This is a genomic window from Afipia sp. GAS231 (assembly GCF_900103365.1).
In the GTDB taxonomy this organism is placed as follows: domain Bacteria; phylum Pseudomonadota; class Alphaproteobacteria; order Rhizobiales; family Xanthobacteraceae; genus Bradyrhizobium.
Genome location: NZ_LT629703.1, coordinates 7,258,473 through 7,280,419, shown reverse-complemented (window position 1 = coordinate 7,280,419; position 21,947 = coordinate 7,258,473). Strand labels below are relative to the sequence as shown.

General features: G+C 63.5%; 18 protein-coding genes and 1 pseudogene. 6 read left to right on the top strand and 13 right to left on the bottom strand.

The genetic code is table 11. From position 1 onward, the window contains the following. Nucleotides 1-47 precede the first annotated feature (47 nt). From BLS26_RS34110 to BLS26_RS34070, 9 genes and pseudogenes are all read right to left on the bottom strand, one after another. Nucleotides 48-908 (bottom strand): annotated as a pseudogene (locus BLS26_RS34110) (IS30 family transposase); the annotation flags it as partial. A 156-nt stretch (nucleotides 909-1,064) separates the two neighbouring features. Beyond that, nucleotides 1,065-1,490, bottom strand: a complete 426-nt coding sequence (locus BLS26_RS34105) for a TfoX/Sxy family protein (protein WP_092516923.1) — start codon at nucleotides 1,488-1,490, stop codon at nucleotides 1,065-1,067. 139 nt (nucleotides 1,491-1,629) lie between these two features. Beyond that, nucleotides 1,630-2,034 carry an iron-sulfur cluster assembly accessory protein gene (locus BLS26_RS34100; RefSeq protein WP_092516921.1) on the bottom strand — a complete coding sequence of 135 codons (405 nt, stop codon included), beginning with the start codon at nucleotides 2,032-2,034 and terminating at the stop codon, nucleotides 1,630-1,632. Nucleotides 2,035-2,102: 68 nt separating this feature from the next. Continuing rightward, the gene (locus BLS26_RS34095; protein WP_092516919.1) at nucleotides 2,103-2,474 is read right to left on the bottom strand and encodes an SUF system Fe-S cluster assembly protein; all 372 of its coding nucleotides are present in this window, start codon (nucleotides 2,472-2,474) and stop codon (nucleotides 2,103-2,105) included. After that, nucleotides 2,471-3,718, bottom strand: coding sequence for a cysteine desulfurase (locus BLS26_RS34090; RefSeq protein WP_092516917.1), 1,248 nt, complete (start codon nucleotides 3,716-3,718; stop codon nucleotides 2,471-2,473). The genes BLS26_RS34095 and BLS26_RS34090 overlap by 4 nt, the downstream gene beginning before the upstream one ends. After that, entirely contained in the window at nucleotides 3,715-5,040 is a 1,326-nt protein-coding gene (sufD, locus tag BLS26_RS34085) for a Fe-S cluster assembly protein SufD (protein WP_092516915.1), read from the bottom strand. Before sufD ends, BLS26_RS34090 begins: the two co-directional genes overlap by 4 nt. An 8-nt stretch (nucleotides 5,041-5,048) precedes the next feature. Beyond that, the gene (sufC, locus tag BLS26_RS34080) at nucleotides 5,049-5,801 is read right to left on the bottom strand and encodes a Fe-S cluster assembly ATPase SufC (RefSeq protein WP_092516912.1); all 753 of its coding nucleotides are present in this window, start codon (nucleotides 5,799-5,801) and stop codon (nucleotides 5,049-5,051) included. A 61-nt stretch (nucleotides 5,802-5,862) separates the two neighbouring features. Continuing rightward, the gene (gene sufB, locus BLS26_RS34075) at nucleotides 5,863-7,344 is read right to left on the bottom strand and encodes a Fe-S cluster assembly protein SufB (protein WP_092516910.1); all 1,482 of its coding nucleotides are present in this window, start codon (nucleotides 7,342-7,344) and stop codon (nucleotides 5,863-5,865) included. Nucleotides 7,345-7,435: 91 nt separating this feature from the next. Further along, on the bottom strand, nucleotides 7,436-8,593 hold the full coding sequence (locus BLS26_RS34070) for a cysteine desulfurase family protein (RefSeq protein ID WP_092516908.1): 1,158 nt from the start codon (nucleotides 8,591-8,593) through the stop codon (nucleotides 7,436-7,438). A 287-nt stretch (nucleotides 8,594-8,880) separates the two neighbouring features. Here BLS26_RS34070 and BLS26_RS34065 point away from each other — a divergent pair, with 287 nt between their 5' ends. From BLS26_RS34065 to BLS26_RS34055, 3 genes are all read left to right on the top strand, one after another. Next, nucleotides 8,881-9,528, top strand: coding sequence for an alpha/beta hydrolase (locus BLS26_RS34065; RefSeq protein WP_074829094.1), 648 nt, complete (start codon nucleotides 8,881-8,883; stop codon nucleotides 9,526-9,528). Nucleotides 9,529-9,543: 15 nt separating this feature from the next. Then, complete coding sequence (locus tag BLS26_RS34060; protein WP_092516906.1) at nucleotides 9,544-10,056, top strand: DUF1697 domain-containing protein; 513 nt, start codon at nucleotides 9,544-9,546, stop codon at nucleotides 10,054-10,056. A gap of 105 nt (nucleotides 10,057-10,161) precedes the next feature. Then, entirely contained in the window at nucleotides 10,162-10,821 is a 660-nt protein-coding gene (locus tag BLS26_RS34055) for an oxidoreductase (protein ID WP_092516904.1), read from the top strand. 99 nt (nucleotides 10,822-10,920) lie between these two features. Here the strand turns inward: BLS26_RS34055 and BLS26_RS34050 are convergent, their stop codons facing one another. Together BLS26_RS34050 and BLS26_RS34045 are read right to left on the bottom strand one after the other, a co-directional pair. Beyond that, nucleotides 10,921-11,598 (bottom strand): glutathione S-transferase family protein, encoded by a 678-nt coding sequence (locus BLS26_RS34050; RefSeq protein ID WP_092516902.1) that lies wholly within the window; start codon nucleotides 11,596-11,598, stop codon nucleotides 10,921-10,923. A gap of 80 nt (nucleotides 11,599-11,678) precedes the next feature. After that, the gene (locus tag BLS26_RS34045; protein WP_092516900.1) at nucleotides 11,679-12,779 is read right to left on the bottom strand and encodes an anhydro-N-acetylmuramic acid kinase; all 1,101 of its coding nucleotides are present in this window, start codon (nucleotides 12,777-12,779) and stop codon (nucleotides 11,679-11,681) included. 175 nt (nucleotides 12,780-12,954) lie between these two features. Here BLS26_RS34045 and tyrS point away from each other — a divergent pair, with 175 nt between their 5' ends. The 3 genes from tyrS (at nucleotide 12,955) to BLS26_RS34030 (ending at nucleotide 17,398) form a co-directional block, all read left to right on the top strand. Next, nucleotides 12,955-14,208 (top strand): tyrosine--tRNA ligase, encoded by a 1,254-nt coding sequence (tyrS, locus tag BLS26_RS34040; protein WP_092516898.1) that lies wholly within the window; start codon nucleotides 12,955-12,957, stop codon nucleotides 14,206-14,208. Between the two features lie 113 nt (nucleotides 14,209-14,321). Continuing rightward, nucleotides 14,322-15,569 (top strand): MFS transporter, encoded by a 1,248-nt coding sequence (locus tag BLS26_RS34035; RefSeq protein ID WP_092516897.1) that lies wholly within the window; start codon nucleotides 14,322-14,324, stop codon nucleotides 15,567-15,569. Nucleotides 15,570-15,703: 134 nt separating this feature from the next. Continuing rightward, nucleotides 15,704-17,398 (top strand): methyl-accepting chemotaxis protein, encoded by a 1,695-nt coding sequence (locus BLS26_RS34030; protein WP_092516896.1) that lies wholly within the window; start codon nucleotides 15,704-15,706, stop codon nucleotides 17,396-17,398. Nucleotides 17,399-17,569: 171 nt separating this feature from the next. Here BLS26_RS34030 and BLS26_RS34025 read toward each other — a convergent pair whose 3' ends face one another. Both BLS26_RS34025 and BLS26_RS34020 read right to left on the bottom strand, forming a co-directional pair. Further along, the gene (locus BLS26_RS34025; protein WP_157676665.1) at nucleotides 17,570-17,989 is read right to left on the bottom strand and encodes a DUF3617 family protein; all 420 of its coding nucleotides are present in this window, start codon (nucleotides 17,987-17,989) and stop codon (nucleotides 17,570-17,572) included. 205 nt (nucleotides 17,990-18,194) lie between these two features. Continuing rightward, nucleotides 18,195-21,881, bottom strand: a complete 3,687-nt coding sequence (locus BLS26_RS34020; RefSeq protein ID WP_092516894.1) for a DUF3971 domain-containing protein — start codon at nucleotides 21,879-21,881, stop codon at nucleotides 18,195-18,197. Between the last annotated feature and the right edge of the window lie 66 nt (nucleotides 21,882-21,947).

Here is a 21,947-nt window from a genome sequence, read left to right as displayed (position 1 = left end):
TTGTTGTAGACGGCCATGAGCTGGCGGAAGCGGCGGGTTGAGAGGGTTGCCAGATCGGTTTTGCGGGGCATGAAGCGGCGCATCCGTCCGATCGCGTTCTCGATACCGCCCTTTTGCCAGGGCGCGTAGGGATCACAGAAGAAGGTCTCGATCGCCAGGCGGTGCAGCCGATGATGACGCGCGAACTCAGTGCCGTTGTCGAAGGTGACGGTCTGACGAAGTGGTTGCGGCAGACTGCCGAATAGATTGAGCAGATGACGGGCGACGCCGTTGGCAGCTTTGCTGGTCAGCCGGATCGCGAGCAGAAGACGGGACTTGCGCTCGTGCACGGTGAGGATCGCCTGACCGTATTTTGCGAACATCATCAGGTCGGCTTCCCAGTGACCGCAGGTGGTGCGGTCGGCGACCTCGATCGGTCGTTTTGCCACGGGAACACGGCCTTCAATGAAGTTTTGCGATCCGCCGCCCTTCCTGCCCCGGCATCCGCGTTTGCTTTTGCCGCGCGGCAGATAGCGCCGCCAACGATAATCCCTGGTGCGGGCCAGCTGGGCATAGACGAAGCGGTAGATCGTCTCGTAGGAGATCACCTTGCGGCCCTGATCACGCTCGAGCCGACCGGCGATCTGCTCTGGCGACCAACCGCTTGCGAGCCGCTCAATGACGGCTGCTCGCAAGCTCTCATCGCGTTCCAGGCGCGACCCCTTCCAGCGCCGCGCCTGGGTTTGCTGCTGGGCGTAGCTGGGCTTGTATCCCACCCGCGCCCCACCATTGCGCTTCAGTTCCCGAGATATCGTTGATGGCGGGCGATCCAGAGCTGTCGCGATTTGCCGGATCGAGCTGCCATTGGCAGAAAGCCGGGCAATCTCGCATCGATCTTCGAGGGAAAGCTGGCCGTAACTCCGCCCCATGGCAACACCTCCAGCAGGAAGTGTTGCACTTCGTTTGTGAACTCAGGGGACCCATAGCCACCGCCACCATTTGTTGGAAAAAGCCGTCAACCATCCCGCCCGGATCATATCCGCCGCGGCGTATGGGTCCCCCGATGTGCAATTGCACATCTGTGCTCAAGGCCGGGACGACGGCGGTTTTCTTTTGACCGCCTTCTTCTTTTTCGAGGCCGCGGCTTTCTTGACCGCAACCTTCACCGCCTTCCGCACCTTCGGCCGCTTTTTCATCGCCGCGCGCTGCGCTGCCGCCAGCGCCGTCCTCGCCCATACGCTGAGCTCCTCGGAATCGTCGAACAGCCGTGCCGGCAATTCCCAATACGAGTTCACGGTGACCGTCTTGGCTCGCGTCTGGTATTGAAACGGTTTTGAGCCTTCCGCCTCGAATTGCGGAATCGATTGCTCATCGGCGCGGAAATACAGGCCGGCACGCAGCGCCAGCGCGAAGTTGGTACCGTCGGCGGAAATGCCGAAGCCGGAAAACATTTTGCGGATGGTGACCGGGCCGAAATCGGCGAACAGGTCGATCAGGTAATCGCGATCCATGGTGGGCGCTCGTGCCCCGGACGCAGCGCAGCGCGTAGCGGTGCGCTGCTGAGCCGGGGCCTAGGAGTTTCGCCAGCACCTGCGTGGGTCCCGGCTCTGCGCAGCAGCGTAAACGCTGCAGCGCGTCCGGGACAAGAGGCTACAGCTTCGCAGCCGTCAGCTGCACCGACTCGCCGCAACCGCAGGCCGAGACCTGGTTGGGATTGTTAAAGATGAACTGGGCCTGCATCTTGTCGGCCTTGTAGTCCATCTCGGTGCCGAGCAGGAACAGCACCGCCTTGGGATCGACCAGGATCTTGACGCCCTTGTCCTCGACCACCTCGTCGGTGGGCTTCACGTCATGGGCGTATTCGACGGTGTAGGACTGGCCGGCGCAGCCGCCGTTCTTGATGCCGACGCGCAGGCCCACGATCTCGGAATCGGCGCGCTGGGTCAGTTCCGTGATGCGCTGGGCGGCCGCCTCGGTCAGGCGCATGACCTGCGGGCGCGGACGCGGCTTCGGCTTGGATGCGGGCGTGGGTGCAGCGGGTGTCATGTCAGTCATTTGGTCATTCCCGACGGCCAATCAATGCCGGTCTTCCGTAATAGATTAAGCTCCAGGCTTTTAACGCTTCACCACATATTGAGGACGAGGCGGGCCTCGTCGGACATGCGATCCGGCGTCCAGGCCGGGTCCCACACCAGATTGACATTGACGACGCCGACGCCGGGAACGCTGGCGATCGCGTTCTCCACCATGGTCGGCAGCTCGCCGGCCGCCGGACAGTTCGGCGTGGTCAGCGTCATCATGACGTCGACGGCGCGATCGTCCTTGAGGTCGACCTTGTAGATCAGACCGAGCTCGTAGATGTCGGCCGGGATTTCCGGGTCGAACACCGTCTTCAGCGCGGCGACGATCTCGGTCCCCAGCCGTTCGGTCTCCTCCGGCGGCAGCGCCGAGACGGTTTCCATGTTGGCGGTTTTGACTTCGGCTGTGTCACTCATGAGAACAATTCCCGCGCCTTGATCAGCGCCTGTGCCAGATGGTCGACTTCTTCACGGGTATTATACATTGCAAACGACGCCCGGCAGGTGGCTGTGACATTGAACCGCTCTAAAAGCGGCATCACACAATGGGTGCCGGCGCGCACGGCGATGCCCTGCCGGTCGATCACGGTGGCGACGTCGTGGGGATGGGCGCCCTTCATCTCGAACGACACCACCCCGCCCTTGTCGCGCGCGGTACCGATCAGGCGCAACGAGTTGATTTCGCCCAGACGTTCATGGGCGTACCGCGTCAGGTCGTGTTCGTGCGCCGCGATGCGCTCCCGGCCGATCGAATTGACGTAATCGATCGCAGCGCCCAACCCGATCGATTGGACGATCGCGGGCGTGCCGGCCTCGAATTTGTGCGGCGGGTCGCCATAGGTGACCAAATCCTTGGTCACTTCGCGGATCATCTCGCCACCGCCGTTATACGGCCGCATCGCGACCAGGTGGTCATACTTGGCGTAGAGCACGCCGATGCCGGTCGGGCCGTAGAGCTTGTGGCCGGTAAAGACGTAGAAGTCGCAGTCGATATCCTGCACGTCGATCGCCAGATGCACCGCGGCCTGGCTGCCGTCGACCAGCACCGGGATGCCGCGGGCATGCGCGATCCGCACCACTTCCTTCACCGGCACGATGGTGCCGAGCATGTTGGACATCTGGGTGATCGCGACCAGCTTGGTCCGCGGCGTCAGCAGTTTTTCGAACTCGTCGATCAGGAAATTGCCTTCGTCATCGACCGGCGCCCACTTGATCACGGCGCCGTGACGCTCCCTGAGGAAATGCCACGGCACGATGTTGGAGTGGTGCTCCATGATCGAAATGACGATCTCGTCGCCCTCACCGATATTCGGCTCACCCCAGGAGGATGCAACCAGGTTGATCGCCTCGGTCGCGCTGCGGGTGAAAATGATCTCCTCGTTGCGGCCGGCATTGAGAAATTTTGCCACCCGTTCGCGGCCGCCCTCGTAGCCCTCGGTGGCGACGTTGGCGAGGTAATGCAGGCCGCGATGCACGTTGGCGTATTCGCTGGTGTAGGCCTGCATCATGCGATCGAGCACGGCCTTCGGCTTCTGCGCGGAGGCGGCGTTGTCGAGGTAGACCAGCGGCTTGCCGTAGACCTTCAGCGCCAGCGCCGGGAAATCCTTGCGCACCTGCGCCACGTCATACGTGCCGTTCCTGACCGCGGGATGCTGGGTCATGCCCTCGCCTCCAGCCAGCGCTGCGCCGCCGTGATCGCGAGCTCGCGCAAGTCGTCGTTGACGATGGATTCAATCGCCTCGCCGACAAACGCCTGGATCAGCAGCGCCTGGGCTTCCTTCTCGGAAAGCCCGCGGGCGCGCAGGTAAAACAACAGGCTTTCGTCGAGTGCGCCGGTGGTCGCGCCATGGCCGCAGGTGACGTCGTCGGCGAAGATTTCGAGTTCCGGCTTGTTGTCGGCCTCGGCATCGTCGGACAGCAGCAGCGCCCGCGTCATCATCTTGGCGTCGGTCTTCTGCGCATGCGGACGCACGATGATGCGGCCCTGGAACACCGAATGGCCGCTGTCATCAACGACCGCGCGGAAGATTTCACGGCTGGAGCAGTGCGGCACCGCGTGGTCCATGAACAAGGTGGTGTCGGCGTGCTGTTTGCCGTTGAGCAGGTTGACGCCGTTGGTCTCGACCTTCGAGCCCTCACCGGCAAACGCGATGGTCGCCTGGTAACGGCTGACGCCGGCACCCGACGCCATGCCGAAGGTATTGAAGTGCGCATGCGCGCCCAGCGTCAGCAAAGCGGAGGAAATGTTGACGGCCTCGCGGCTGTCCTCGACCAGTCGAACATGATCGAGCCTGGAATTGTCAGAGATCGCCACCACCAGGGAATCATGGGCCTGATAGGCCTTGGCGCCGTCGGCCGCGATATAGCTTTCGACCAGCGTCGCTGCGGCGTCCTTGCCGAGCCGCAGCATCGAGCGCGTGAACATGGCGACAGGTAGAGCACCCGTGGCGATGTGCACGATCTGCAGCGGCTGCGTCAGCACCACGCCATTGGCGATCTCGATCACCACGCCGTCGGTCATCATGGCGCTGTTGAGCGCGACCATCGGATTGGCGCTATCGAGCGAGAACAGTTGCGCCTGCAGCGCGGCATCGCCGGCCTCCAGCACCTCGCGCAGGGTGCGGATGGCAAGGCCCTTTTCCAATCCGACCAGATCGGAAAGCCTCGGCGCGAACACGCCGTCCACCAGCACCAGTCGGCGCGCGCCCCTCACCGCCTGCAGCTTCAAGGCGGCAGCGGCTCGCTTCAGCGCCGCCGCATCCGGCGCAGGCGCCAGCGGCAGCACTTCGCGCATCAGCGCGCGCAAATCCGTGTACTTCCAGTCCTCCATCCGGCGGTTCGGCAGACCGGTGCGCTCATAGGCCTCGAACGCCGCGCGTCGCGCCTCCGCCGCCTTGCCGGCGCCCGGCAGGCGGTCGCTCGCGATCGCAAAGCTGTCGCTGAGCGGGCGTCCGGTCTCATTTTTTGCCACAGCTACGTTCATCGGAATGCTCAGGCCGCGTCTTCGAACTGGGTGTAGCCGGAAGCCTCGAGCTCCAGCGCGAGTTCCTTGCCGCCGCTCTTCACCACCCGCCCCTTCGACATCACGTGCACGAAATCAGGCACGATGTAGTTGAGCAGGCGCTGGTAATGGGTGATCACGACCATCGCGCGATCGGGCGAGCGCAGCGCGTTGACGCCGTCGGCGGCGACACGAAGCGCATCGATGTCGAGGCCGGAATCCATTTCGTCGAGGATGCACAGGCTGGGCTGGAACAGCGCCATCTGCAGTATTTCGTTGCGCTTCTTCTCGCCGCCGGAGAAGCCGACATTGACGCCACGCCGAAGCATGTCCTGCGGAATATTGAGGGAAGCCGCGACCTCGCGCACCTTCTTCAAGAAGTCCGGCGTCGAGAACTCGCTCTCGCCGCGCGCCTTGCGCTGCGCGTTGAGCGCCGTGCGCAGGAAATTCATGGTGGCGACACCGGGGATTTCGACCGGGTACTGGAACGCCAGGAACACGCCCTTGGCGGCGCGCACGTCCGGCGCCATTTCCAGGAGGTCTTCGCCCTTGAACAGGATTTCGCCGCCGGTCACTTCATAGCCCGGCTTGCCGGCAATGACGTGGGAGAGCGTCGACTTGCCGGAGCCGTTCGGCCCCATGATCGCGTGCACCTCGCTTGGATTTACGGTCAGCGACAGCCCGTGGAGAATCTCACGCTCCTCGACACGAACCTGCAGATTTTTGACTTCGAGTAGTGACATTATTTCATCCGTTCATTCTCGCCCGAGCAGCGCCGTAGGCGCGGCTCACAGGGCGATGGGTTTATCCAACCGAACCTTCGAGGCTGATCGAAATCAGCTTCTGCGCCTCAACTGCGAATTCCATCGGCAGTTGCTGCAGCACGTCTTTCACGAAACCATTGACCACGAGACCGACGGCTTCTTCCTGGCTCAAGCCCCGCTGCACACAGTAGAACAGCACGTCTTCTGAAATCTTCGACGTGGTGGCTTCGTGCTCGAACAGCGCCGAGGAATTCTTCGCTTCGACGTATGGCACCGTATGCGCGCCGCACTTGTCGCCGATCAACAATGAGTCGCAGGCGGTGAAGTTGCGGGCGCCGGTGGCCTTGCGGTGCGCCGTGACGAGGCCGCGATAGGTGTTCTGCGACACGCCGGCGGCGATGCCCTTGGAGATGATCCGGCTGGTGGTGTTCTTGCCGAGATGGATCATCTTGGTGCCAGAGTCGACCTGCTGATGACCGTTCGAGATCGCGATCGAATAGAATTCGCCGCGCGAATTGTCGCCGCGCAGGATGCAGCTCGGATATTTCCAGGTGATCGCCGATCCGGTCTCGACCTGAGTCCAGGAGATCTTCGAATTCCTGCCGCGGCAGTCGCCACGCTTGGTGACGAAATTGTAGATGCCGCCCTTGCCTTCGGAATTGCCGGGGTACCAGTTCTGCACCGTCGAATACTTGATCTCGGCGTCGTCGTGTGTGACGAGTTCGACCACGGCAGCGTGCAACTGGTTCTCGTCGCGCTGCGGCGCGGTGCAGCCTTCGAGGTAGCTGACGTAGGCGCCCTTGTCGGCGATGATCAGCGTGCGCTCGAACTGGCCGGTGTTGCGCTCGTTGATGCGGAAATAGGTCGACAATTCCATCGGGCAGCGCACGCCGGGCGGCACGTAGACGAACGAGCCGTCGGAGAACACAGCCGAGTTCAGCGTCGCGAAATAGTTGTCCGTGGTCGGCACGACAGTGCCGAGATACTTCTGCACCAGTTCGGGATGCTCGCGGATCGCTTCCGAGATCGGCATGAAGATCACGCCGGCCGCCTTCAGTTCCTTCTGGAAGGTGGTCGCGACCGAAACCGAGTCGAACACCGCGTCGACAGCGATTCGCCGCTCGCCTTCGGGGCGCACGACGCCTTCCAGCACCTCGACCTCACGAAGGGGAATGCCGAGCTTCTCGTAGGTTTTCAGGATTTCAGGGTCGATCTCGTCGAGCGAGCCGATCTGCTTCTTCGGCTTCGGCGCCGAATAGTAATAGAGATCCTGATAGTCGATCTTGGGGTAGTCGACGCGGGCCCAGGTCGGCTCGGTCATGGTCAGCCAGCGGCGATAGGCTTCCAGCCGCCATTCCAGCATCCAGGCCGGCTCGTTCTTCTTGGCGGAGATGAAGCGGACAGTGTCTTCCGACAGCCCCTTGGGCGCCTTGTCGGACTCGATATCGGTCTCAAACCCATATCGATACTGATCGACGTCGATGCGCCTGACGCGCTCGACTGTCTCTTGGACGGCTGGCATTCTTATCCTCCGCTCGCGGTTTCAAGGACCGCGGTGGATCAATCGCAAAAGTCGAATTCGAAGTTTTGCGACGAAACCGGCTTAGAACGGTTCAAGCTGTGTTTCGTCGCTGTCCTCTAAGTAAGCCATCGGCGAGCTTTCGCCAAGCCTCCAGGGTCATATCAATGTCTGCCTCGGAGGTAGACCAGCCCAGACTGAGCCGCACCGCTCCCTGTGCCAGGTCCTTGGGGAACCCCATCGCGTCAAGGACATGGGAAGGTTGGACCTTGCCGGAAGAGCAGGCGGAACCCGATGATACCGCAATTCCGGCGAGATCGAAGCCGATTACGGCCGTTTCGGCCTTAAGCCCGGGAACCGTGAACAGCGTGGTATTCGGCAGCCGTGGCGCGGCCTCCGAAAACACGATCATTCCCGGCGTCTGCTTCAGACCCCGCTCGAGGCGTTCCCTCAGCGCGCCTAGCCGGGTCGCATCCCCAGGCAGAGCGGCGATGGCTGCTTTGGTCGCGGCGCCGAAGGCCGCAATCCCAGCGACGTTCTCGGTGCCGGCCCGGCGCCCCAGTTCCTGGCCGCCGCCGCGCAACAGCGGCTCCAGGCCGTGCGCGCCCTCGGCCAGCACCACCGCGCCGGCGCCCTTCGGGCCGCCGATCTTGTGTGCAGAAAGCGTCAGCAGATCAGCCTTCAACAGATTGATATCAATAGATATTTTTCCCAATGCCTGGATCGCATCGACATGCAGCAGGCCACCTGCTTCATGCACCACATCAGCGACCTCAGAGACCGGCTGAACGGCCCCGGTCTCGTTGTTGGCGAGCATCACCGACACCAGCGCCGGAGACCCTGCGGCCAGCAAGGTGCGCAGGTGGTTGAGGTCGACCAGCCCCGAGCCGGTAACCTTGATCGTACCGATCGATGCAGCCGGAAATCGCCCGCCTGCCAGTACCGAGGTGTGCTCGATGGCCGAGACCAGCAACCGTTGCACGCCTTGCCCCGTCCCACGGCGCAGCCCCGGCGTCAGCGCCAGCGCGTTGGCTTCGGTGCCGCCTGAGCAAAACACCACGTCGTGCGACCGGGCCGCGACCGCCGCCGCAATGGCAGCCCGGGCATCCTCGACCAGCCGGCGCGCCTGGCGACCCTCGGCATGGACCGAGGACGGGTTACCGCTGATCTCCCATGCGGCCGTCATCGCCCGCTTCGCCTCAGGGCGCAGCGGCGTGGTCGCATTCCAGTCGAGATAGACTCGCTCAGACATCCCTACAATATTACCTTCATTCGTATGCCGACACATGGTGCACCTGCCGCATCGCTGCCAGCAGCCTTATGGCAATTGGGGATCGCCGCGTCTTCTGCAAACCGGGGCCAGCAAGTTCTTGGCTAACGCCTTGAACACACTTCGGGATGTTCAAGATGCTTGCTTTTTGCCCCTCGCCTCATGCTAGAACGCCGCCACCAATTCACCGGAAGCGCCGTTCGCGCATCTCCCAACGACGCCTGATCGTATCACCCCGCCAGATCACGTCCGTTGCCTAGGGATCATCAATGCCTGAAGTTATTTTCACCGGCCCCGCAGGCCGCCTCGAAGGCCGTTACCATCCGGCCAAGCAGAAGAACGCGCCGATCGCGATGATCCTGCATCCGCATCCGCAGTTTCACGGCACGATGAATCACCAGATCGTCTACCAGTGCTATTACGCGTTCGCGCATCGCGGCTTTTCGGTGCTGCGTTTCAATTTCCGCGGCGTCGGCCGCAGCCAGGGTTCGTTCGATCACGGCACCGGCGAATTGTCGGATGCGGCCTCCGCGCTCGACTGGGCGCAGACCATCAACCCGGAAGCGCGCGCCTGCTGGGTCGCGGGCTTTTCGTTCGGCGCCTGGATCGGCATGCAGCTTTTGATGCGCCGGCCCGAGGTCGAGGGTTTCATCTCGATCGCGCCGCCCGCCAACCTCTATGACTTCTCCTTCCTCGCGCCCTGCCCGTCGTCCGGCCTGATCGTGCACGGCGAAAAGGATGCGGTGGTGCCGCCAAAGGACGTCAACACGCTGGTCGAAAAACTGAAGACCCAAAAGGGCATCGTGATCGATCAGCAGATCATCCCCGGCGCCAACCATTTCTTCGACGGCAAGCTGCAGCCGCTGATGGAAACCGTGACCGGCTATCTCGACATGCGGCTCGCCAACGTCCGCTAAGCCATAGAGTTCGCCGTGGCCGCCTTCATTGCCTTGCTTCGTGCGGTGAATGTCGGCGGCACCGGCAAGCTGCCGATGACCGAATTAAAGGCGATGTGCGAGGCGCTGGGATTTGCCGGCGTCCGCACCTACATCGCCAGCGGCAATGTGGTGTTCACCAGCCGTAAATCCGAATCCGCCGTGAAGAAGGCGCTGGAAGCAGCGCTTGAAAGCTACGCCGGCAAACCGGTCGGCGTCATGGTGCGCACGCTCGCCGAGATGCAGGCCGTGCTATCAGACAATCCATTTCCGAAAGCGCCGGCCAACCGCACCATGGCGGTATTTCTCGATGCCCCGCCACCCGGCGATACGCTCAAAGCCGTCAAGGGCCGCAAGGATGAAGCGATCAAGCTCGGCCGACGCGAGATCTACATTCACTACGGCGATGGCATGGGGCAGTCGAAGCTGGTCGTGCCGGCGGCAAAGACCGGCACGGCGCGCAACATGAACACGGTCGCCGCGCTCGCCAAGATGGCGGCGGAATTGTAGCTGTGGTGGGTTAGGCGAAGCCGTAACCCACCACAACACGCGCAAGAAAAAGGTGGTGGGTTACGCTTCGCTAACCCATACAGCTCACTGCGAGACCAGCCCGACATGAAAAAGGCAATTGTCTTCGGCGCGACCGGATTTATCGGCTCGCATCTCCTGCGCGCACTGCTGGGCAACCCGGATTACGAACGGGTCATCGCCGTGGTGCGAAAGCCGCTGGCGCTCAGTCACGCCAAGCTGACTACGCTGATTGGCGACCTCGCCTTGCTGCCCGCACTGAAACCGCAACTGGTGGCGGACGAGGTCTTCATCGCGCTGGGCACGACGCGCAAACATACGCCCGATGAGGCGGAGTACTATAAAATCGATCACGATTATCCGGTGCTGGCCGCCGAGATCGCCAAGGCGAACGGCGCCAGGTCGGTGTTCCTGGTCACGGCCGTTGGCGCCAACGCCGGATCAAGCCTGTTCTATGTCCGCACCAAGGGTGAAGTGGAGCGCGATGTTCTCGCGCTGGATTTCGATCATACGCATATCTTTCGTCCGTCGATGATTATGGGACAGCGCGACGAGGAGCGGCCGGGGGAACGAATGATCATCGCCGTGTGGAACGTGATCAATCCGCTGCTCGTGGGACCGGTCGATCGGTATCGCGGACTGGACGGCGAGGAGATCGCGCGGGCGATCGCCAAAGCCGCGCAACATCAGACGGAGAAGGTGCGCATCTATCACTGGAACGAGATGGCCGCACTGCTGCGGGCGTGACGGTGCTTCGTAGGGTGGGTTAGGCAAAGCCGTAACCCACCGACAGAGCCAACCGCGTCTCGAGACCGCGGTGGGTTACGCTTCGCTAACCACCCTACGTCACGCCGCCAGCTTCAGCATATGCGCGTCGTGGCGGACCAGGAACGCATGCAGCAATTGCGGATAGTCCGCGCCGACGGCCGACCGCACGCTCGGGCGCTTGGCCAACTGCTCGCGCCACGCTCGCACCTTCGGCGTATCGGCAAACACCGAGAGATCGATCAACCGATCGAACACATCGAAGTAACGGAAGATCGGCGCGAACACCGCGTCCACCAAGGAGAACCGTTCGCCGGCAAAGAAAGGTCCCGCGCCGAGCGTACGCTCGACCTGCGCGAACTTGGCCGCGACCGCCTTGCGCTTGCTTTCGAACACCGCCGGATCGCCGGTGGTCTCCAGACCCCATAATTCGCCCAGGATCGTCGAGCCGAATTCCATCCAGGCCCGGTGCTGCGCCCGCTGCAGCGGGTCCTGCGGATGCAGTTTGGCGCCGCCTTGGGTGTCCTCGATGTACTCGCAGATCACGTTGCTCTCGAACAACGCCACCTCGCCGTCGTCGCTCGCAACCCGTAGCACCGGCACCTTGCCGAGCGGCGATATTTTCAGGAACCAGTCCGGCTTGTTGGCGAGGTCGATGTCGATGCGCTCGAACGGCACGCCCTTTTCGGTCAGCGCGATCACGGCGCGCTGCACGTAGGGACAAAGGGTGTGGCTGATCAAGGTCAATTTCGGCGTCATGACGATCTCGCTCCATGCATCTGCATCGAAACTAGATGCATCTGCATGTAGCCGTCAAGATCGATCCACGGGCCTCACCTTCACGGTCGCGCGATGACCCCGCCGGTCATGGGGATCGGCACCCCAGTGGTAGTGGGATAGCTGAGCGGAAAGCCTTTCAGACCGCGCGCGGCGAGGAAGCCGAAGGCCTGCGCCTCGATTGCATCGGAAGCCCAGCCAAGCGCGTCGGCCGCCTGTACGACTGCCGGCTGCAGCCGCTCGCGCAGCATCCGCATCATGGTCAGGTTGCGGGCGCCGCCGCCGGCCACGATCCAGCTTTTGGGCTCCTTCGGCAGCAGCGGCACCACCCGGGCGATCGCCTCGGCCGTGAACGCAGTCAGGGTCGCCGCGCCATCCAAGGGGTCCTTATCGCCGAGCTTGAGGGAAGCAAAGTCGTTGCGATCGAGCGATTTAGGCGGCGGCAGCGTAAAGAACGGCAGTTTCAGCGCGCGGTTGATCCAGCCCACATCGACCGTGCCCTGGGCGGCGGTACGCCCTTCGTTGTCAAAACGCTGATTGAGGAACTTGGACATGTAGTCGTCGAGCAGCGCGTTGCCGGGCCCGGTGTCGCAGGCGATCAGGGTGTCGCCGTCGATATAGGTGATGTTGGAGACCCCGCCGATATTAACCACGATGATCGGGCCCTCGCGCTCCAGCGACTGCGCCAGCGCCCGGTGATAGACCGGCACGAACGGCGCGCCCTGCCCGCCGGCCTCGACGTCGGCGGCGCGGAAATCATGCATGACCGGGATATGGATCGCCTTGGCCAGCGTGGCGGCGTCGCCGATCTGCACGGTCAGCCGGCGCTCGGGCCGGTGCAGCACGGTCTGGCCATGAAAGCCGACAATATCGATGTCCGAATAGGCCATGCGGTGCTGCGCGACAAAAGCGGCCACCGCCTCGGCATGGGCCGCGGTAACGGCCCGCTCGGCCTCGCGCAGGCAGCCGGGCCGGGCATCGCGCTGCGGCAGGTCGACCGCCTCATACAGCGCCTGACGCAGCAGATTGCGCTCGGATTCGGTATAAGGCCGGTATCCGGACGGCCCGAAGGCGCTCACCCGGCGGCCGTCGGTTTCGATCAAGGCGACGTCCACCCCGTCGAGCGAGGTGCCGCTCATCAGACCTAACGCCGTCAACATCATTGTCGTCGTGCCTTCGCAACGCCCTGCTCGATCCGTCCCGCCGACGACGACCAGCTTGTGCCAAACACACACATCTTATAATGCCACATCGGCGCGATTGCGGCAGCCTGTTCCGCTATGGTTCCCCGGATTGCTACAATTACCGTGAAAATAGAATGATCAGAGCTGCAGACCAATGACCGCATTTAAATCGGATTTCCTTAACATCCTGAGCGAACGCGGGTTCATCCATCAATGTTCCGACTTCGACGGCCTCGACGCGCTGGCCGCCAAGGGCGAGGCGACAGCCTATGTCGGCTATGACTGCACCGCGCCGTCGCTGCACATCGGCAACTACCTCACCATGATGATGCTGCACTGGCTGCAGGAGAGCGGCAACAAGCCGATCACGCTGATGGGCGGCGGCACCACCATGGTCGGCGACCCCTCCGGCAAGGATGAATCGCGCGCGATCCGCAGCGTGGCGGAAATCGAGGCCAACAAGGCCTCGATCCGCGGCGTGTTTTCAAAGGTGCTGCGCTACGGGTCCGGCCACAGCGACGCGATCATGCTCGATAACGCCGAGTGGCTGACCAGGCTGAACTGGATCGAGATGCTGCGCGACATCGGCCGGCATTTCTCCGTCAACCGCATGCTGACGATGGACTCGGTACGCCTGCGCCTCGAACGCGAGCAGGAAATGAGCTTCATCGAATTCAACTACATGGTCTGCCAGGCCTACGACTTCGTCGAGCTGTCGCGGCGCACCGGCTGCCGCCTGCAGATGGGCGGCTCCGATCAATGGGGCAACATCGTCAACGGCGTCGATCTCGGCCGCCGCATGGGCACGCCGCAACTGTTCGCGCTGACGACGCCGCTGTTGACCACCGCCTCCGGCGCCAAGATGGGCAAGACCGCGCAAGGCGCGGTCTGGCTCAACGCCGACCAGTTCTCGCCCTATGATTTCTGGCAGTACTGGCGCAACGTCGAGGACGCCGACGTCGTGAAGTTTCTAAAACTGTTCACGATCCTGCCGATAAGCGAGATCGCCAAACTCGCGGCGTTGCAAGGCGGAGAGATCAACGAAGCCAAGAAGATCCTGGCTACCGAAGCGACCGCGTTGCTGCACGGCCGCGACGCCGCCAATGAGGCAGCGGAGACCGCGCAGAAGACGTTCGAGCAAGGCGCGATCGCCGAGAACCTGCCGACCGTGGATATTCCGCGTGGCGAACTCGAAACCGGGATCGGCGTGCTCGCGGCCTTCGTCAAGGCCGGCCTGGTCGCGTCAAACGGCGAGGCACGCCGCCAGATCAAGGGCGGCGGCCTGCGCGTCAACGACGCCGCCGTTACCGACGAGAAGATGACGCTGGCGCCGTCGCACCTGACGCCCGAAGGCGTCATCAAGCTGTCGATGGGCAGGAAGAAGCACATCCTGCTCAAGCCTGCATAGGCGTATTCGTTTTTGAGCCTTGCCGGGGCACGCGGAAATGCGCTCCCTACAAGCGCGATCAGCAAAAGTGGCCTTCCGGTTTTGCGTCCGATCGCGCTTGGAAAAGTAAGGCGATGGATAAAGCGACGCCAGGGGGAGACACGACGGCGAAGCCGCTCAAGCCGGGGCGCGTGGCGCTCAACGTGCTGGCGCTGTGCTTTACGCTGTCCGTGCTCGGCCGCGGCCTCGGCGAGAGCTTTACGGTGTTCCTCAAGCCGATCTCGGAAGATTTCGGCTGGGACCGCGCCCAGGTGGTCTCGGTCTACTCGCTGACCTGGCTGGCCGGCGGCCTGATGGCGCCGCTGGTCGGCCGGCTGTTCGATCGCTCCGGCCCCCGCACCGTCTACGCGCTGGGCCTGGCGCTGCTCGGCGGATCCTTCCTGGTTGCGTCCCACGCGCAAACGCTCTGGCAGTTCCAGCTCAGCGTCGGCCTCTGTGTCGGCCTCGGCATTGCCTTTATCGGCAACGTCCCGAATTCGATCCTGCTCGGCCGCTGGTTCGGCCCGCGGCTGCCGACCGCGATGGCGATCCTCTATTCCGCGACCGGCGCCGGCATCCTGGTGCTGCTGCCGGCGTCGCAGGTACTGATCGACCGGATCGGCTGGCGCGACGCCTATCACCTGTTCGGCGTCGTGACGTTGTGCCTGTTGGTGCCGCTGCTCCTGATGCCATGGCGGCTGTTTGCCAGCGGCTCGCCGCACATCGCCAAGAAAGCCGATCCAGATTTCGTCGACTCCGGCTGGACGCTGGTCAGCGCGATCCGCCACCACGCGTTTTGGGCGCTGTTTGCGACGTTCTTCTTCACGGCGGTCGCGATGTACGCGATCACGGCACAGATCGTCGCCTACCTGATCGATGCCGGATTTCCGCCGTTGCAGGCCGCGACCGCCTGGGGCTTTTCAGGCATCGTACTGCTGTTCGGCATGCTCGGCATCTCCACGCTCGATGGCCTGATCGGCCGCCGGCCGTCGGTGCTGTTCAGCTACGGCGTCTCGATCCTCGGGATCGGCCTGCTCTGGCTGCTGCAATACTTCCCGAACTACTGGCTATTGACCGGCTTCGTGGTCTGCTTCGGCAGCATGATCGGCTCGCGCGGTCCGCTGATCACGGCGACCGCGCTCAACATCTTTCGCGGCGAGCGGGTAGGAACCATCTACGGCACCATCTCGATCGGCAGCGGCCTCGGATCGGGTCTGGGCTCGTGGAGCGGCGGCCTGATCCACGACTGGACCCACAGCTACAACGCGCTGTTCGCGTTCGCGCTGGTCAACGTGGTGCTGGGATTGATTCCCTTCCTGGTTGTTCCCGCGCTGCGGCGCTAGCCGATCCCGCGAAAATCCTTCGGTAGAACTACGCATCCTTGACGTGTCCAGGGACGCTTTCGCCCACTTTCACGATTGTTAATCTGATTCATGTTATCCGCCGCTGAACAGTTACTTTCCAGAAGAGGTCGCAAATGATCCCGCTCAGCCGATTGAAGATCCGCACCAAACTCGCCAGCATGGTCCTGCTGGCTGCGGTGACCATCTGCACGGTGATCGCGGTGTCGGCCTCGCTCAGCCGCAGCCGGATGCTCGACGACCGCGTCACGCAGATGCACGCGGCGGTCGATCTGCTGCTCGGCATGGCGCAATCGCTGCAGGACGAAGTTACTGCCGGGAAGATGACACTGGCGGAGGCGCAGGCCCAGTTCCGCGCACGCGGCCGCAAGATGTCCTTCAACAAGGGCCAGGGCTATCCCGTCACCTACAACGCCGACACCTCGATACTCCTCAACGGCGCCAATCCGCAGCTCGAAGGCAAGATCACCGGTGCGAAAGATTCGAACGGCGTCGTGATCGCCGATGCTCAGGTCGCCGCCGCCCAGAAGTCGCCCGAAGGCGGTACCACGTCGTATCTCTATCCGCGCCCCGGACAGACCGAGGCGGTTCGCAAGATGGTCTATGTCCGCAGCTTCGCGCCGTGGAACGTGGTGATGAGCTACGGTCTCTATGTCGACGACGTCGATGCCGACGTCAGCGCGCTGCTGATGCGGTTGGGTGCGATCGGCGCCGGCCTGCTGGTGCTGATGGGGTTGCTGTCGTGGCTGATCGCCCGTGACATTCTCGGCGCACTCGACCGCCAGAAGTCCCGGATGCAGCGCATTGCCGAGGGTCATCTCGACAACCCCGTCGAGGAGACCGGACGCGGCGACGAGATCGGTCGCATGGCCGAAACGCTGGAAGTGCTGCGCCAGACCGCAATGACAGCGCGTTCGCTGGAAGCGGAACAGGTCGCCTCGAAACAAAGGTCCGAGAACGAGAAGCGGCAGGCGATCATGGCGCTCGCCGACCGGTTTGACGCTTCCGTCGGCCAACTGGTCGGACGGATGGCATCGGGCTCGAGCGAACTGGAAACCACCGCCAAATCCATGACCGGCACGGCCGAGCGCACCAACCAGCGCGCCGCGCTGGTCGGCTCGGCCGCCAGCGAGGCTTCCACCCGCGTTCAGACGGTGGCCGCCGCCGCCGAAGAGCTGTCGTCGTCGATCACCGAGATCAGCCGTCAGATGGCGCAATCCGCCGCCATCACCGGCCGGGCCGTCGAGACGGCCCGCCGCACCGACGTCACCGTGCGGGCGCTGGCCGAAGGCGCCGAGCAGATCGAGCACGTCGCCGAACTGATTTCGAGCATCGCCAGCCAGACCAACCTTTTGGCGCTCAATGCGACCATCGAGGCCGCGCGCGCCGGCGAAGCCGGCCGCGGCTTTGCCGTGGTCGCGGTCGAGGTCAAGAGCCTCGCCAGCCAGACCGCCGAAGCGACCAAAGAGATCGGCACCCGCATCGCGCAGATTCAGGCCGCGACCAAGGAGGCCGTGGAGGCCATTCAGGGCATCACCGCCACCATCGAGGAAGTCTCCACCATCGCGACATCGATCGGCTCCGCGATCGAGGAACAGGGTGCTGCGACCGCCGAGATCGCGCGCAACGTCACGCAGACGGCGGAGGCGACCAAGGAAGTCACCAGCAATATCGGGGGCGTCAGCGCCGCCGCGAATGAAACCGGCGGCGCGGCCGGCCTGTTGCTGACGGCGGCGTCCGACCTCTCCAAGCAGGCCGAACAACTCTCCGGCGAAGTCAATGTGTTTCTGGCCGGCGTGCGCGCGGCCTGAGATCCTGGCTGGGCTAATTCGTACTATTCGTCATGGCCGGGCACAGCCGTCCGAAGGACGGCGTCGCTACCGCTCGCCTATGCCCGGCCACCACGTCTTAGTGGCTGCTGGCCAAAAATAACGTGGATGCCCGGGACAAGCCCGGGCATGACGAACTGAGCGCGGTCAGTGTCACTGGCATTCGCCGACACGCTCGCCTTCGATCTCTGTCTTCACATCGCTGATCAACTGCCCGGCCATCCGACCCTTGCTGATGACCGTGGCGGTGTAGTGGGACGGACTATCGAAGTTGAAGCTGCCCAGGACGTCAAGATCCAACTGTCCCCTGCATTGCAGATGCCACTTCAGAGTTCTGCCGGCCACTTCGGATTCCGCGGGTTCACACGTCGAATTGACGGTGCCGCTCACGGGGCCAAAGGTTTTGGCGACGTCGCCGGCCTGTTCGGGCGTGAGGCAACGCGCCTTCACCCCCGGCGGCGAGGTCGCGCCGTTCATCACTGTCGTTGACGTGACTTTCCATTGCCCGGGTTCGATCGCTAACTCGGATGCTCCGGCTGAAACGATCAGCACCAGCGAGCACAGCAACGTCATTCCGAGCTTATTCATTTGCATGTCTTTCGAGCGGCTGCCCGCGTCACGCCGGCTAATGCGCGGGTGTCTCCGCCGTCATTGCCTGCAACAAACGCGAAGCGTTTGTGCAAGGGAGCGAAGCGACGAAGCAATCCATTCTTCCTTGATGCGGCAAAGATGGATTGCTTCGCTCGCAATGACGTTGATGAGCTGGACTGCGACTGCTTCAATTATTCGGCGGGAATTCGATCTGGTTGTTCTGCTTGCCGGTATTGAACTCGAAAATCTTGCGCAGCAAGCCCGGCGCCATCGCCGAGATCGGATTGACGCGCATCACCGGTTGGGCCGGCGTGCCCACGACTTCATAGGTGACGCCGATCAGGCCTTCGTTGTTGCCGTTGCCGAGGAAAAGTCCGAGCACCGGAATCTGGCCGAACATGTTGTTCAGCCCGTACATCGGCACGAAGGTGCCGCTCATCCGGACCTGGTTGGTGACGCTGTCGATGCTGCCTTCGATGGTCGCGCCGATGGCCGGGCCTTTGACGACGCCGTCCCGGATGGTGAGCTGGCCGCTCTGGCGGGTGAATCCAGCGCGCAGCGCCGAAAACGACACGCTGCCCTGGCTGCCGGGCGCGCCGCCTGCGGCCACGCGCTCGAGCGAAGCCTCTCCCTTGATGGCGAAGTTATGAACGTTGATCACACCCTCTTTGGGGTTGTTTTCCGGCGTCGGCGGCTCCAGCGCCAACTGGAGCTGGCCGCCGACGATCTTGGAATAGAAGTCGTTGAAGCGGAAGAACGCGCCGGCGTCGTCGGTCTGCAGCACGATCACGTCGCGGCCTTGCCCTTGCCCTTGCGCGCGGGAGCGCAAATCCGCCGTCAGCGGCGTATCGCGCCCGACCTTGCCGGTGATCGCAAACGCCTTGATGTATCCGCTGCGCCGCGAGAATTTGGCATCGACGCTGCGCAGGGCCTCGCCGTTGAAACCCGCGACCGCGCCGAGCTTGAGATCGACATCGAAATCGATGTTCTTGATCTTGCTCTTGGCGTCGGCCTCCTTGCCGGAAATCGCCGATTTGAGGAAGCCGCGGCCATCGAACACGTCGCCGCGCATCGTGACCTTGACGACGCCGTCGGCGCCGCGTTCCGCCCTTAGCGTGGCCTTGTCACCTTCCGACGGCGCGTAGGTCGGGAAGTTCGCATTCAACAGGTCGCCGTTCGCATCGACTTCCAGCGATCCCTTGATCGAGACGCCGCCGCCATCGACGACGATGTCCTGGAACAGGGTCGACTGCTCCTTCTTGACCACCGTGAAGGTCGCCCTGCCGGATTTGCCCGGTACCTTGACCCAGCCGGGCAGGATGTTGTCGAGCTTCAACGACGTCAGATCGGCCTCGATGCCGACCTTGCTGTCGCGATCGCCGATCTTGCCGATCAGCTTGATCGGGATGGCGCCGGAGACAGCGGGTCCAAGGTCGAGCCCGAGGCGTGCGCGACTGGCGTCATCGAGCGTCGCCTGCAGCTTGATGTCGGCGTCGCCTTCGGCAGGCTTGCGATAATCCAGCGAGGCCGGCTGACCGTTGATCTTGACGTCACCCTTGACCTGATAGCCGGCGTTGTTGGCCACCACCTTCAGCGTGGTGGCTTCCAGCTTCTGGTTCATCACCAGTTTGTCGGCGGCAAATCCGCCGAGGTCGGCGGTTACGCTGTAAACGGTGTCGGCCTTGGTCAGCGCGCCAACGACCGGCAGCGCCAGCGAGAACGTGGCGGTCACCGTCCCCTTGCTGTTGTTCGGATCGATCAGGGTGCCGGAAACGTCGCTGATGCGATCAGAGGCGAGAATCTCGGCGGCGGCCGGCACCGGACAATCGACCCTGAACTTGACCCGCGAGGACACTGGCTTCGGCGCCATATCCGGCACCTCGAAGCTGAAATCCGAAATATTGATCTTGCGCCCGCCCGGCGTGTCGGCGACGCCTTGCCCGATAGTCACCGTCGCGGTTCGCCCGGTAACCCGCGCCTTCAAATCGGCATCGCGAACCGATGGCATGTTGTCCACCGGATGCACGGTGACGCCTGACGCGACGATGTTGACGGACAGCCCGTCATCCGGAATCGGCGGCCCCTTGCGCGACAGGTTGCGCACCGGCGAATTGACGCCGACTTCGATGCGCTGGAGCGTGCCGCGCTCGATCCGCTCGATCACCCATTCGCGCACTTCCGGCACGATCAGGATCGGCCAGATCCGTTTCAGGGCCGAGGCCGACATCGGCGTTCCCGCAAAGCCGAGCTGAAGGCGCGCTTCGCCCGCATAGTCGATGCTGCCCGTGCCGGCGATGCCGATCTCGCCATTGCTGATATCGGCCTGGGTCAGCAGCACGCGCTTCTTGTCGGTATCGAACCGCATGCCGATCGCGATGCGGTTGAAAATCAGCGGCTGGTCGTTGTCGTTGCCGGCCAGCACGATGGTGCCGCCGCTCAGGCCCGCCTGCCAGTCCGTGATATTGCCGTTCGGCGGTTCGAGATGGGCCAGCAACGTGACCCGGTTGGCGCCGGAAACGATCTTGAAGGGAGCGACCAGCACGCGCCGGCCGGAATCCCATTCGACGTTCATCTCGGCCGAATCGATCGCCATCGGATAATCCGGCGTATCGCTGTCGATGATGTGGCCGGCGCCGGCGAGGACCTTGCCGCGGAAATAGGTCGGCAGTCCGTCGCGGCCGAGTTCGCCCTTCAGTTCGCCCGATAGCGGCAGGTCGGCGCTGTAGGTGAGATCCTTGACCCGCATCGCCAGCAGAATATTGGCGGTCGGCACCTTGTCGGCGCGAAGATCGACCGATCGAACGCCGTTCTGCTGCGGACCGACCAGGACCCGAAGCGACCACGGGCGGGCGCCCTCTTCGCCCAAGCTCAGCGCCACCCCGCCGCCGCTCGGACGGCGCATGCTGAGGCTGATGTTCTCGAACGTCCATTTGTTGCCGCGCTGCTGGTCGTCGACCACCAGATTGCCGTTCTTCAAACCGATCTCGTTGAGGTTCTGTCCGTCGAGACCAGTCAGGCTCAGGCTGTCGAGCCAGTCGAGCCCGGCCAGCAATCCGTTCGGCGTATTCTCGGGGGTCGTTGCGCCGGCGGATGGCGCGCCCTGGCGGGGGAATGTGGGGGCAATGCCGGCGTCGCGCTTCGAGGTAACGCCGGTAGCGAGTGGCTTGGCGGTGTCACCGGCCGACACCGAGACCTGGCCGTCCGGGGTAATGCGTACCGCGAGTTCGGCATCGACCAAATTGAGGCTCTCGGCGCGGAGCCGGCCCATCAGGAGCGCGGTGCCGGACAGTCTCACCTCGGCCTTCGGCGCCGTGGCGACGATGGCGTGGTCACGATCGCGCACCACGATGTCGCGGATTCGCACCGCGATCCGGATCCGGCCGGCGCGCTCGATCTGGGTGCCGCCGACCTCGACCGTATTGCCGTTGCCGATATTGTCCTCGATCGCGGCCGCAAGCCACGGCGTCGCCATGTCGAGATTGATGGGCCCGGCACCGAGCCGCCACCACAGCCCGCCGAAACAGCTGGCGAAGATGACCGCCAGCACCGCAACGACGATCGCGATGCGCTTGACCCAGCGCCCGCCCGTAACCCACCGATTGATGGCTGTGAAATTATCGCCGATCCGGTGAAAGCCGGAATCGGAACGGGACAGCAATCGCCGCGCGCGGTGCCCCGCCGCCTCGTCGTTCTCCGGATCCCAGCCGGACTCATCATCCCATTGCGAGATTTGAGCCTCAGCACGCGGATTCGACCCTCCAGCAGATCCTTGGGGCGAAATATTCCTAGCCATTGCCTCTCGGTGCAGGCGCTGAGGTTGATCGCCGCCAAGGGCGCGCCCATCGATGGGTATCGAGCGCTCCTGTGCCGGCATCGCTGCCAATCCTCGATTAATACTGTTACTCGTGATCGGGCCCAAGGACTCTTTGGGATGCCGCTT